Origin of the sequence: Bradyrhizobium sp. LA6.1 (assembly GCF_040547805.1) — a bacterium.
In the GTDB taxonomy this organism is placed as follows: domain Bacteria; phylum Pseudomonadota; class Alphaproteobacteria; order Rhizobiales; family Xanthobacteraceae; genus Bradyrhizobium; species Bradyrhizobium barranii.
Genome location: NZ_JBEPQK010000001.1, coordinates 286,916 through 299,654 on the forward strand (window position 1 = coordinate 286,916; position 12,739 = coordinate 299,654).

Here is a 12,739-nt window from a genome sequence, read left to right on the forward strand (position 1 = left end):
ATCTGGCCCAATCTTATTGACAATCAGGGGGCAGGCTGTAGCACAATGGCAAGCGAGAAGGAGCGGTATGATGACGAGTGGTTTGCGCAAAGGGCTGACGAGCTATGGCGATGCCGGCTTCTCGCTGTTCCTGCGCAAGGCGTTCATCAAGGCCATGGGCTATTCCGACGACGCGCTGGAGCGCCCGATCGTCGGCATCACCAACACCTATAGCGACTACAATCCCTGCCACGGCAACGTCCCGCAGATCATCGAGGCCGCCAAGCGCGGCGTGATGCTGTCGGGCGCGATGCCGTTCGTGTTTCCGACCATCTCGATCGCCGAGAGCTTTGCGCATCCGACCTCGATGTATCTGCGCAACCTGATGGCGATGGACACCGAGGAGATGATCCGCGCGCAGCCGATGGATTCGGTGATCGTGATCGGCGGCTGCGACAAGACCCTTCCCGCGCAGGTCATGGCCGCAATCAGCGCCGACCTGCCGACGGTGGTCATTCCCGTCGGTCCCATGGTGGTCGGCCATCACAAGGGCGAGGTGCTCGGCGCCTGCACCGATTGCCGCCGTCTCTGGGGCAAATATCGCGCCGGCGAAATCGACGATGTCGAGATCGAAGCGGTCAATGGCCGCCTCGCGCCGTCGGTCGGCACCTGCATGGTGATGGGCACGGCCTCGACCATGGCCTGCATGATCGAAGCCATGGGCCTGTCGCTGCCGATGAGCGCGACGATTCCCGCGCCGCACGCCGAACGCTTTCGCCTGGCCGAAGCGAGCGGCAGGGTTGCCGCCGAGATGGCCAAGACCAAGGGGCCGAAGCCGAGCGAATTGCTGACGCCGGCGTCTTTCAAGAATGCGCAGGTCGTGCTCCAGGCGATCGGCGGCTCGACCAACGGCCTGATCCATTTGACGGCAATGGCGCACCGCTCGCCCCACCGCCTCGATCTCGAGGTGTTCGACCAGATTGGCCGCGAAGTGCCGGTGCTGGTCGACCTCAAGCCGTCGGGCGAACACTACATGGAGCATTTCCACCACGCCGGTGGCGTGCCGAAATTGCTGGCGCAGCTCGGCGATCTCGTCGATCTCGACGCGAAGACCATCAGCGGCCAGACGCTGCGCGATGTCGTCGCGAATGCGGAGGACGTGCCGGGCCAGGATGCGATCCGTCCGCGCGACAATCCGATCAAGAAGGAAGGCGGCCTTGCCGTCCTGCACGGCAACCTCGCCCCGCGCGGTGCCGTCATCAAGCAGTCGGCCGCGAGCCCCAAGCTGTTGCAGCACACCGGGCGTGCGGTGGTGTTCGAATCCGTCGAGGACATGACCTTGCGGGTCGACCATCCCGATCTCGACGTGAACTCCGACGACGTGCTGGTGCTGCGCAACGCCGGCCCTAAGGGCGCGCCCGGCATGCCCGAGGCGGGTTATCTGCCGATCCCGAAGAAGCTCGCGCGCGGCGGCACCAAGGATATGGTGCGCATTTCGGATGCGCGCATGAGCGGCACCGCGTTCGGCACCATCGTGCTTCACATCACGCCGGAATCCGCTGTCGGCGGACCGCTCGCGCTGGTAAAGAACGGCGACATGATCCGGCTGGATGTTGCCAAGCGCAGCATCGAGCTGCTGGTCGATGCCGCCGAGCTGGAGCGTCGGCGCGCCGCATTGAAGCCGGCCGCAGCACCCGATGAGGCGCGGCGCGGCTACGCCTGGCTGTTCAACGAGACCATCATGCAGGCCGACGAGGGCTGCGACTTCGATTTCATGCAGAGGACTGGGAAGCAGACTGAGAAGGGGTGACGAACCACCCGAACGAGCGCTCAGACCGCACAAGCGGCGGGCGATAAAACAGGGGGAAACGATGATTGCACGATCCATGCGTGGGTTGGTGGCCATGGCCGCCGTACTTTTCGTCACCGGGGCCGGGGCACAGGAGGTGAAGCATTATCGCTTTGCCTACGATCAGCCGCGCAACACCGGCTATTCCATCGCGGGCGACCTCTTTGCCGACAAGCTCAAGGAATTGAGCAAGGGCACCATGATCATCGACCAGTATCCGGGTGCGCAGCTCGGGCAGGAGCCGCAAGTGCTCCAGCTCGTGAAGGCCGGCGACATCGAATTCGCCATCATCTCCTCGGCCAACACCGCGACGATCTCGCCGCAGGCCGGCGTGATGTCGCTGCACTTCCTGTTCCGCGACGAGAACCATGTGGTCAAGGGGCTGGCCGATCCCCGCGTGTTCGAAGCCCTCAAGACCATGATCGACGAGACCACGCAGGGCCTGCACGTGATCGCGACGGGCTCGCAGGGTGTACGCCACATGTACTCCAAGAAGGAGATCCACAATGTCGGCGACATCAAGGGGCTGAAGATCCGCGTCCAGGCGACCGCGACAGAGGACATGATGTTCCCGGCCTACGGCGCCCAGACCGTGCATATGCCGTTCGGCAGCGTCTACACCAGCTTGCAAACCGGCGTCGTCGACGTCGCCGAGAACAGCATCAACGTCTACCTCGTCAACAAGCACTACGAGGTCGCCCCGGTCCTCAACATCACCGAGCACGAGGCCAACAACGCGCTGGTGTTCGTCTCCGACAAGCTCTGGCAGAGCCTGTCGGCGGAGCAGAAGGGGTGGGTGCAGGCGGCGGCCAACGAGGTCAGCACGAAAGAGCCGCAGAAGGCGTTTGACCTCGAGCGCACCGCGGCCGACAAGCTGAAGAAGATGGGCGTGAAGATCGTCGACAACGTCGACAAGAAGAGCTTCACGGTGATCGCCGATCCCTATCTCGACAAGCTCGCCAAGGAGCTCGGCCCGCATGCCGAGAAGATCAAGAATTTGATCCGGTCGGTGAACTAGCCCGCCTGTGGCCATCCTTCGAGACGCCCGCCTATGGCGGGCCCTCAGGATGAGGTCGTGCTTTCCGGCGAGATTTTAGACCCTCATGGTGAGGAGCCCGCCAAAGCGGGCGTCTCGAACCATGCAGGCCGAGCACGTTCGGCAGCTTCCCAGCTGTCACATGCGATAGCTCCGGGACGAAGGGGAAATTGAATGGCCGTCGCCGACAAACTGCTCGTTCAACGCCAGCGTCACCTCAAGTGGCGCTGGCTCGACTGGCTCGAGCTTGCGCTGATGATCCTTTGCGGCGTGCTCTGCTTCGGCTTCTCGCTGTCGGTCACCGCCGACATCGTCACACGCACCATCGGCCACCCCTGGCTGTGGCTCCAGGAAGTCACCTCGACGCTGTTCATCTATGCGATCTTCGTCGGGACCGCGGTCGCGACCCGACGCAACGATCACCTCTATCTCACCGCGATCTCCGAAGCGATGCACGGCACGGCGCGGCTGATCGTCGAAGTGATCATTCGTCTCGTCGTGCTCGGCGTCGCCTTCTGCCTGATTTGGTACGGCTATCAGAACTATCTTCGCGGCTTCGGCAGCTTTCGCTTGCCGTCGGGCACCCCGATCGCCTCGCTCTATGCGATCATCCCGCTGTCTGGCGTGCTGATCGGCCTGTTCACCATCGAGCAGCTCGTCAACGGCTTGCGCAACGGCTTTGACCATCACGAGCCGCCCGAAGAGGACGGAGCGCCCGTCATCACGGACGTGCAGATGAGGGCGCAGCCGTGAGCGCACCTGTTGTCCTGGCGTTGATGTCGATCTGCTTCCTGTCGTTCGGCTATCTCGGCGTGCCCGTGCCGTTCTCGCTGATGGCCGGCGTCTTCATCGGTGCGATCCTGTCGGATGTCTCGCTGGCCGCGATCATCCAGAAGATATTTGACGGCGTGGACTCCGAGGCGTTGCTGGCGATCCCGTTCTTTCTGCTGGTCGGCGAGCTCATGAGCTCGGCCAACGTGGTGGTACGAATAGCCAACCTGTCAGTATCGCTGGTCGGGCACATCAGGGGCGGGCTGTCGCAGGTCGTCGTCGTCTTCAGCATGTTCTTCTCGGAAATGTCGGGCTCGACCACCGCCGACGTCGCCGTGATGAGCCGTGCGCTGGGCGGCCCGATGAAGCGCGAGGGCTACGAGCCCGCCTTCATCGCCGCGATCATCGCGTCTGCCTCGACCATCGCGGCGCTGGTGCCGCCGAGCATCACGGCGGTGGTCTATGGCGCCGTCGGCAACGTCTCGATCGCCGGCCTGTTCATGGCGGGCGTGGTGCCTGGGCTGATGATCGGCTTCGGGTTGATGATCTATTGCTACTTCTTCGGCCCTTCCGGCCTGCGCAAGCCGCGCGCGCCGCTGCGGCAGGTGGTGTTCGCCGCGGGTGACGCCGCCCTGCCGCTGATGATCCCTGTCATTTTGCTCGGCGGCATCCTCACCGGCTGGTTCACGCCGACGGAAGCCGGCGTCGTTGCGGTGGTCTGGATTGTCGTCGTCGTGATCCCCGCGCTGAACCGCGGGCATATCAAAAAGATCCCATACGATTTCTGCCTTGCAGGCCTGATCTTCTCGCTGCCGCTGATCACCATCGGCGCCGCCAATGCCTTCGGCTGGATGCTCGCTTACTTACGCGGTGCGAGTTACATCGCCGACATGATCACCTCGATTGCCGGCAACGATCCGCATCTGATCATGCTGCTGATGGTGCTGCTCTTCACCGTGGTCGGTGACTTCATCGAGCCGGTGCCGACCATCATCATCTTCATGCCGCTGGTCAACGCGCTGACCGAGGCCGGCGACATCAACGCCGTGCATATGGGCGTGGTGCTGATCGCCACGCTCGCCTTTGGCCTGATCACGCCGCCATACGGCCTGGTGCTGCTGATGGCCTCGAAATTCGTCGGCATCAGTTTTGCCAAGGCCTTACGCGCCGCCTTGCCGATCTATGTGGTGTTCCTGGCCACGATCGCGTTCGCGATCTATTTCCCGAGCGTGGTGCTGTGGCTGCCGCAGAAAGTGCTGCCGGAATCGGTCGGCTGCTTCAAGTCGCCGGCGGGGACAGGCTACATCTGTCCTAAGTGACGAGCTGCTCGACGCGCCATTGCTCGCCTTCACGGAGGTAGCGAAACGGCGTGCCGTGGCTGTTCTTGAAATAGCTGCCGGCGAGCGATTTCGCCATTCCCTGCATCACCGCGTCGTGGCAGACGAACAGGAAGTCGTCGTCAGGATGACGGTCGAGCCATGCGGATACGCAAGCCAGCGACCGATCGGTCATGGCGTCCCAGTTTTCGCCGTCGGCGGGCAGGATCGAGACGAGGCCCGTCGCTGAGTTGACGCCGTGCTTGATCATGAGGTCGCGGACAGGGAGGCCCTCAAAGCTTCCGAAATCGAACTCGATGATGCCGTCGTCGATCGAGAGCGGCGCCGAAATGGCGTCCGCGATGATCTTGGCCGTTCGCGCCGCGCGCACCAGCGGGCTCGCGACGATGCGGCTGATGCCGGTACCGCGCAACATGTCCGCGGCCTCGTGCGCCTGCGCAAGGCCGTCCGCGTTCAGCGGGTTGTCGGTTCGTCCCTGAAACAGCCCCTGCCTGTTCCAGTCGGTCGCGCCGTGGCGCAGGCCGCAGAACGAGCGCGCCGGTGCCGGCGCGCTCACTTGCCTTTGCTCGTGAATTTTTTCACGGCGACGCGGAAATCCTCCGTGTTCATCGCCATGATGATCTTCTGCTCCTCGGCATCGAGCTGCTGCTTCACCGGTGTGGTCCCGGCCTGGTAGACCAGCGACTTGGTGCCGGCGATCGCCGCCGGCGGATTCTGCGCCAGGCGCTCGGCGAGTTTTCGCGTGGCCGCCTTCAGCTCCGCGGCGGGGACGACCTTCGCAACCAGGCCCCATTCATAGGCCTGCTGCGCGGTAAAACTGTCCTCCGACAGGAAGATCTGGAGCGCACGTCGCGATCCGACCGTACCGACGATCCCGACCGTCGAGCCGCCGTCCGGCGACACCCCGATCTTGGCATAGGCCGGCGTGAACTTGGCATCCTCCGCGGCGATGCAGAGATCGGTGACGAAGGCGAGGCCCATGCCGGCGCCGGCTGCCGAGCCGTGCACGCTGGACAGCGAGATCTTCGGCATGCGCCGGATGATCTCGATGAAGGCATGATAATGCTTCAGCAGCTCGCCGACGACCGGCGTGACCGTGCCGGTTTCGGCCGCAGCGCCGATCGTCTGCAGATCGCCGCCGGCTGAGAAGGCGCGGCCTTCTCCTTCGAGCACGACGACCCTGATGTCGTCGGCGCCTTCGAGATAGGCCGCGAGCTGTTCGAGCTTCTGCGCAATTGCAAGGTTGATCGAGTTGAACGCGGCGGGGCGGTTGAGCGTGATGGTTGCGATCGGGCCGTCGATCCGCAGCAGGGCGGGATCGTCGGGTTTTGAGACGGGAGCTGGCATCTGGAATATCCCCGGCATGAGGTCGTTGCTGCAACTAAATCGCAGAAGGTCGGGGGGGACAATCCCCGCATGCCGCTCTTGCGCAGGACGGAATGATGGGCTCAAATGGGGCCGCCTTCGTTTAGGAACGGACACGAGCGCCGGCTCCTCCTGGGCAAGCCAAGCCAATATCAGCGAGAGAGGAGACGACATGGGTGACGCTCGTGTCTCCGGAAATGGGCTGTTCCAATGACGGGTGGTCCGGTGATCATTGTCGGTGCCGGCCATGGCGGCTACCAGGTCGCGGCATCCCTGCGTCAGGCGGGCTTTTCCGACCGCGTCTGCCTGATCAACGACGAGGCGCATCTGCCCTATCAGCGGCCGCCGCTGTCCAAGGCCTATATCAAGGGCTCGGCCGGGCCGGAGAGCCTGATGTTCCGGCCGGAGAAATTCTACCAGGATCAGAAGATCGAGCTGATTGGGGGCCGCGCGGTGTCGATCGATCGCGCCGGCCACAAGGTGCATCTCGCATCCGGCGAGACGCTGCCTTACGGCCACCTCGTGCTGGCCACGGGCGCGCGCAACCGGCTGCTTGATTTGCCGAATGCGAATTTGCCCGACGTGAAATATCTGCGCATCCTCGACGACAGCGAGGCGCTGCGACAGATCATGCCGTCGAAGTCGCGTGTCGTGGTGATCGGCGCCGGCTTCATCGGCCTCGAATTCGCGGCCACCGCGCGGATCAAGGGCCTCGAGGTGGACGTGCTCGAACTCGCCCCGCGCGTGATGGCGCGCGCGGTGACGGCGGAGGTCTCGGAGTATTTTCAGGCGCGGCATCGCGAGGCCGGCATCCGCATTCACCTCGGTGTGCAGGCAACCTCGATCGAGGCTGAGGGCGGCAAGGTCACCGGCGTTTCCTTGAGCGACGGAAGGCATCTGCCGGCCGACCTCGTCGTGGTCGGTGTCGGCGTGCTGCCGAACATCGAGCTTGCGGCGGAGGCGGGGCTTGCCGTCGCCGCCGGCATCATCGTCGACGAATATCTCTCGACGTCCGATCCTGACATCTCCGCGATCGGCGACTGCGCGCTGTTCGCCAGTCCGCGCTTCGGCGGATCGCAGCGGCTGGAATCGGTGCAGAACGCCACCGATCACGCCCGCTGCCTCGCGGCGCGGCTGACCGGCGACCGCAAGGCCTACGACGGTCACCCCTGGTTCTGGAGCGACCAGGGCGACGACAAGCTCCAGATGGCGGGGCTGACCACCGGCTATGACCGCGTCGTGCTGCGCGGCGATCCCGCGAAGAAAGCGTTCTCGGCGTTCTGCTACAAGGGCGACAGACTGCTCGGCATCGAGTCGGTCAACCGTGCCGGCGACCACATGTTCGGTCGCCGCCTGTTCGGATTGGAGCGCTCGATCACGCCAGAGCAGGCCGCGGACGAAGGCTTCGACCTGAAGAGTGCGCTGGCCTGATCATCCGGCCTTGATGACGGCGGCGACTTCCGCGGCCGTCGGCATCGACGGCCCGGCGCCCATCCGCTGCACGCTGATCGAGGCGGCCGCGTTGGCGAAGGCGAGCGCGGTACGCAGGGACACGCCCTCCGCCAGCTGCGCCGCAAGCGCGCCGACGAAGCAATCGCCGGCGCCGGTGGTGTCGACCGCCTTCACCGCGCGGCCGGACACCGCGAATTCCTCGCGGCCGGCGAGCGCGAGCACGCCCCGCTTGCCGAGCGTCACGCAGATGGTCTGGTCCTCGCGTGCCTGAAGTTGTCGCGCGACGTCGATGATTGTTGCGGCCTCGTCGCCGTCGGAGAGCTCCACGCCCGCGAGGAAGCCGAGCTCGGTCTCGTTCAGCACGAGGATGTCGACGAGCGCCAGCAGCTCGGCGGACATCTTTTGCGCGGGTGCCGGATTGAGCAGCGTCGTGGCGCCGGCGCTGCGGGCGCGCTGGAAGAAGGCGGCAATCGTCGGCAGCGGAATCTCGAACTGGCTGACGGCCACATCGCCCTTCGCCAGCGGAACGTCCGCGACATCGTCGGCGCCGACCAGCGCATTGCTGCCGGGGATGACGACGATGGTGTTGTCGGAGGCTGCCACCGTGATGATCGCGGTGCCGCTATGCGTGTCGGCGTCCCGAACAGAGCCGAGCTCGATGCCCTGCGCACCGAGGAACGTCCGCAACTCAGCGCCAAATGAATCCTTGCCAAGCCGGCCGATCAGCGTGGTCTTCACGCCGAGTCGCGACGCCGCGACGGCCTGGTTCGCGCCCTTGCCGCCGGGAAAATACAGCACCTGCCGGCCGGCGACGGTCTCGCCGACTTTGGGGTGGCGATCGGCGGTCGCCACCACATCCATGTTGATGCTGCCGGCGATAAAGACGCGCCCCATGATATGCCCTTACAAAGCCCTAGACCCTGACTTCGAACTCGTGCCTGACTTTGGCGATGTCCACAAGGGTCGGCAGTCCGGCCTCGTTGCCGAGGCGCTGGATCTTGAACGTCGAGGCGGCGCGGGCGAAGTCGAAATGCTCGCGCCAGCTTTTGCCGGGATGGGCGAGGTAGGAATAGACATAGGCGCCGTGGAAGACGTCGCCGGCGCCGTTGGTGTCGATCACGCGCTCGCGCGGGATCGGCATCGCCGGCATGACCTCGACCGCACCCGTTTCATTGTACCAGAGCAGGCCCTTCTCACCCATGGTGACACCGCCGATCTTGCAGCCGCGGCTCTTGAGGTAGTCGAGCATCTTCTCGGGCGTCAGGTCCATCTGCTCACACAGGCGTTCGGCGACGATGGCGACGTCGATGAATGCGAGCAGCTCATGCGTGTTGGTGCGCAGGCCGCCGCCGTCGAGCGAGGTCAGAATGCCGGCCTCGCGGCAGACCTTTGCATAGTGGATCGCGGCATCGGGTTGATGGCCGTCGATGTGCAGGGCGCGGCAGCCGCCGAGATTGAGCATCGGGAACGGATGGATGTGCTCGTCGTCGCGGCAGCGGACGATGGCGCGCTTGCCGTCCTTGGGCATGATGAAGGACAGCGAGGACTGGTTCACCTTCCGCCCGTGCAGCGAGATTGCGTATTTCGCGCACATGTCCTGGAACATCCGCCCCAGCCAGTCATTGGCCGCCGTGGCGATGAGATCGGGCACGATGCCGAGCTTCGCGCAGCAGAACGCCGCCGTCACCGCGTTGCCGCCGAAGGAGACCGCGTAGTCCGTTGCCACGTGCTTTTCGTCGCCGGTCGGCATGTGGTCGGTGATGAAGACGACGTCGATATAGGTCTGACCGATAAAGAGAGCCTGCATTGGTTGTCCGTGATGCGCTGGGTGGTCCCGGCCGGCGAGCTTACTCTAACACCGGTTCCGCTCTGGGGACGCTGAAATTATTCGCAAATCTGCCGCCCGAGCGCTTGAGGTCGGCATGGGGCCGGAATACGACCATCACCGGTCCATGCCAAGCCCGGACAAACGCCGTCCTTCGGGATGGTTCCAGGTCGATCAAGGGGGGAATGATGATCACCGGCCTCGATCACGTCGTCGCCCTGGTGAGGGATATCGGTGCGGCCAAGGCGGCGTATCAGACGCTGCTCGGGCGCGCGCCGGCCTGGCAGAATTCCGGCGAGGGCGCCGACCGCGTGCTGTTCACGCTTGCGAACATGACGATCGAGCTGATGGCGCCGAGCGGCTTTAACGTTGCGGCGGACCGGATCCGCGCGCTGCTCGACGATCGCGAGGGCGTGCTCGCCAGCCTGTGCTTTCGTGTCGCAGACATGAGCAAGATGCACCGGCGGCTGGAGCGGGTGGCCTTGAGGCCTGATCCGGTCGCCGAGGTCGAAAGCAGCGACGTCGCGAGCGGCGCAATCCTGCACTGGAAACGCACGCGTGCCGCCACCGAATTGACGCGCGGCGTGCGCATGTTCTTCCTCGAGCTCGCCGAGGAGCGGCCGTTGTCGGCTGCGACCGACATCGCGCCGATCGACGGGCTCGACCACGTCGTGGTCACCACCGAGGATTCCGACCGCGCCGCCGCGCTCTATGGCGCGCGGCTCGGCCTTGATCTCGCACTGGACCGCTCGCACCAGGATTGGGGCCAGCTGATGTTCTTCCGCTGCGGCGACCTCATCGTCGAAGTGGTGCGCCGCCCCGTGGCGGGCGGGGATTCCGTGCATGACCGTCTCTGGGGCCTGAGCTGGCGGGTCGCCGACATCGACGCCACGCGCGCCCGCCTGCTCGCCGCCGGCCTCGACGTCACCGAGGTGCGCAACGGCCGCAAGCCGGGCACGCGGATCATGACGGTGCGGAACGGCACCTGCGGGATCCAGACGGTGCTGCTGGAGCGCTCGCCGAAGCCGGTGGATTGAAGGGGCCGTACTCTTCCCGCGTCGTTGTGCGGATGCGACGAAGACTCCCGTAGGGTGGGCAAAGCGGAGCGTGCCCACGTCTTTGCCCAATTGATGAGAAGACGTGGGCACGGCGCAAATGCGCCTTTGCCCACCCTACGAAGCTGCGTCCGGGGCACGAGATCGTTCTCAAACGCCCGCCCGCGTGTTACACACGTCATGACAGCCCCCAGCGAGCAACCGGTTTGGCGAAGGCAAAGCGAACTCTGAAATGGCAGCGCGACCCCGAGGGGATGCGGCTGCGCATTCTCGAAGCCGCCAAGCAGGAGTTTTCGGCCCACGGCCTTGCCGGCGCGCGTGTCGACCGCATCGCGGCGAAGGCCGGCGCCAACAAGCGCATGCTCTATTATCACGTCGGCAACAAGGACGAGCTCTATCTCGCGGTGCTCGAAGGCGCCTATGACAAGATCCGCAGCGAGGAGCGGGGGCTGGATCTCGAGCATCTCGATCCGCCCGAAGCTATCCGCCGGCTGATCGAGTTCACCTGGAACTACTTCCTGCGCAACCCGGAATTCCTGTCGCTGCTCCAGACCGAGAACCTCGCGCGCGCAAAGCACCTCAAGCGCTCGACCAAGGTCAAGTCGATGCACTCGCCCTTCGTCGAGATGATCCGCACCGTGGTGCGGCGCGGCGTCGACAGCGGCGATTTCCAGGTCGCGGTCGATCCGGTGCAGCTCTACATCTCGATCGCGGGGCTCTGCTTCTTCTATCTCTCCAATTCGGCCACGTTGAGCGTGATCTTCGGCCGCGATCTGCTGGCCAAGGACGCCAAGGACGAGCGGCTTTCGCACATGGTCGGCCTCGTGCTGGCCGCGCTGACGGGGCGATCGACCGCGCTGTTCGAGATCGCCAAGGCGCCGAAGTCGCGCAGCGCGGTGGCGCAGACGGTTTAGCGGCCTAGTCCGCGCGTTGGTGGACTAATCGTCCGTCGTTTCCTCAATCTCCGCCGTCATTGCCCGCGAAGGCGGGCAATCCAGTATTCCAGAGACGGTTGAGATTGAACCGAGAAGCCGCGGCGTACTGGATTCCCCGCCTTCGCGGGGAATGACACCGAGGGTGAGGCGGTTTCGTGCCCCGGACGTAGCGCAGCAGCACGTCCGGGACACGAGAGGAGGCCAGGAACCGGCACAAAACGTCACAGGGAAAGCTCTGGACAGTATTTATCCAACGAGTTAATTTCTCCCCCGAACGAAGAAGAATGCCGGGAGTGAGACGTGGCTGAGTTGAAGCCGCAAGGTGCGGTATCCAAGATGCTGAATGCGGCCTGGGTCCGGCCGTTTTTGTTCCTGGTCTTCATCGTCGTCGCCTGGGATCTTGCGATCCGCCTGTTCAGGATCCCCGCCTATCAGATCCCGGCGCCGGCCGACGTCGTCGCGGTGCTGCGCACCGAATGGCCGGAATTGCTGCGCCAGTCCTGGCCGACCACCTATGCCACCGTCTGCGGCTTCCTGCTGTCGGCGCTGTTCGGCATCCCCGTTGCGATGCTGATCGCGGGGTCGAAGACAGTGGAGAGCTATGTCTATCCGCTGCTGGTGTTCTCGCAATCCGTGCCGAAGATCGCGATCGCGCCGCTGTTCGTGGTGTGGTTTGGCTTCGGCATCATTCCCAAAGTGATTTCCGCCTTCCTGCTCGGCTTCTTCCCGGTGGTGGTCTCCGCCGTGCAGGGCTTCAAGTCGGTCGACCCTGACATGGTCGATCTCGCGCGCGCCATGCAGGGCAGCCGGTTCCGGGTTTTCCTCGCGGTGAACCTGCCGCATGCGCTGCCGGCGATCTTCTCAGGCCTCAAAGTGTCGGTGACGCTGGCCGTGGTCGGCGCTGTCGTCGGCGAATTCGTCGGCTCCAATTCCGGCATCGGCTACGTGATGCAGCGCTCGATCGGCACGTTCGACCTGCCGACGATGTTCGCAGCGCTCGTGATCCTGGCGCTGCTCGGCGTGATCCTGTTCTGGATCGTGGACCGGATCGAGAAGCTGGTCATTCCCTGGCATGTCAGCCAGCGCGAAGACGTGATTTTCGCCTCGTAACAAAAACTAAGGCAACGAACGGCCA

The 12,739-nt window shown here is 64.6% G+C and carries 12 protein-coding genes; 8 read left to right on the plus strand and 4 right to left on the minus strand.

The genetic code is table 11. The features are described 5' to 3' along the window. Positions 1 to 70 precede the first annotated feature (70 nt). From ABIB99_RS01315 to ABIB99_RS01330, 4 genes are all read left to right on the plus strand, one after another. Positions 71 to 1,789, plus strand: a complete 1,719-nt coding sequence (locus ABIB99_RS01315; protein WP_063986568.1) for an IlvD/Edd family dehydratase — start codon at positions 71 to 73, stop codon at positions 1,787 to 1,789. Between the two features lie 61 nt (positions 1,790 to 1,850). After that, positions 1,851 to 2,846: a TRAP transporter substrate-binding protein gene (locus ABIB99_RS01320; protein WP_063984777.1), complete on the plus strand. Its 996-nt coding sequence runs from the start codon at positions 1,851 to 1,853 to the stop codon at positions 2,844 to 2,846. A gap of 192 nt (positions 2,847 to 3,038) precedes the next feature. Beyond that, positions 3,039 to 3,617: a TRAP transporter small permease gene (locus ABIB99_RS01325; RefSeq protein ID WP_063984776.1), complete on the plus strand. Its 579-nt coding sequence runs from the start codon at positions 3,039 to 3,041 to the stop codon at positions 3,615 to 3,617. After that, complete coding sequence (locus ABIB99_RS01330; RefSeq protein WP_063984775.1) at positions 3,614 to 4,954, plus strand: TRAP transporter large permease; 1,341 nt, start codon at positions 3,614 to 3,616, stop codon at positions 4,952 to 4,954. Before ABIB99_RS01325 ends, ABIB99_RS01330 begins: the two co-directional genes overlap by 4 nt. On the opposite strand, the gene ABIB99_RS01335 is transcribed toward ABIB99_RS01330, so the two are convergent. Beyond that, on the minus strand, positions 4,947 to 5,528 hold the full coding sequence (locus ABIB99_RS01335) for a histidine phosphatase family protein (RefSeq protein WP_063984774.1): 582 nt from the start codon (positions 5,526 to 5,528) through the stop codon (positions 4,947 to 4,949). The genes ABIB99_RS01330 and ABIB99_RS01335 overlap by 8 nt on opposite strands. After that, positions 5,525 to 6,319, minus strand: a complete 795-nt coding sequence (locus tag ABIB99_RS01340) for an enoyl-CoA hydratase/isomerase family protein (protein WP_063986567.1) — start codon at positions 6,317 to 6,319, stop codon at positions 5,525 to 5,527. Before ABIB99_RS01340 ends, ABIB99_RS01335 begins: the two co-directional genes overlap by 4 nt. A gap of 228 nt (positions 6,320 to 6,547) precedes the next feature. Between ABIB99_RS01340 and ABIB99_RS01345 the strand changes: the two genes are divergently transcribed. Continuing rightward, the gene (locus tag ABIB99_RS01345; RefSeq protein ID WP_354174501.1) at positions 6,548 to 7,768 is read left to right on the plus strand and encodes an NAD(P)/FAD-dependent oxidoreductase; all 1,221 of its coding nucleotides are present in this window, start codon (positions 6,548 to 6,550) and stop codon (positions 7,766 to 7,768) included. On the opposite strand, the gene ABIB99_RS01350 is transcribed toward ABIB99_RS01345, so the two are convergent. Together ABIB99_RS01350 and ABIB99_RS01355 are read right to left on the minus strand one after the other, a co-directional pair. After that, on the minus strand, positions 7,769 to 8,683 hold the full coding sequence (locus tag ABIB99_RS01350; RefSeq protein WP_354174503.1) for a ribokinase: 915 nt from the start codon (positions 8,681 to 8,683) through the stop codon (positions 7,769 to 7,771). It abuts the gene before it with no gap. A 19-nt stretch (positions 8,684 to 8,702) separates the two neighbouring features. Next, on the minus strand, positions 8,703 to 9,596 hold the full coding sequence (locus ABIB99_RS01355) for a sugar kinase (RefSeq protein ID WP_014496984.1): 894 nt from the start codon (positions 9,594 to 9,596) through the stop codon (positions 8,703 to 8,705). A 206-nt stretch (positions 9,597 to 9,802) separates the two neighbouring features. On the opposite strand from ABIB99_RS01355, the gene ABIB99_RS01360 reads away from it, so the two are divergent. The 3 genes from ABIB99_RS01360 (at position 9,803) to ABIB99_RS01370 (ending at position 12,714) form a co-directional block, all read left to right on the plus strand. Next, the gene (locus tag ABIB99_RS01360; protein ID WP_354174902.1) at positions 9,803 to 10,651 is read left to right on the plus strand and encodes a VOC family protein; all 849 of its coding nucleotides are present in this window, start codon (positions 9,803 to 9,805) and stop codon (positions 10,649 to 10,651) included. 224 nt (positions 10,652 to 10,875) lie between these two features. Further along, positions 10,876 to 11,583 (plus strand): TetR/AcrR family transcriptional regulator, encoded by a 708-nt coding sequence (locus ABIB99_RS01365; protein ID WP_193375680.1) that lies wholly within the window; start codon positions 10,876 to 10,878, stop codon positions 11,581 to 11,583. A 321-nt stretch (positions 11,584 to 11,904) separates the two neighbouring features. Continuing rightward, entirely contained in the window at positions 11,905 to 12,714 is an 810-nt protein-coding gene (locus ABIB99_RS01370; protein WP_354119758.1) for an ABC transporter permease, read from the plus strand. The last annotated feature ends 25 nt before the right edge of the window (positions 12,715 to 12,739 follow it).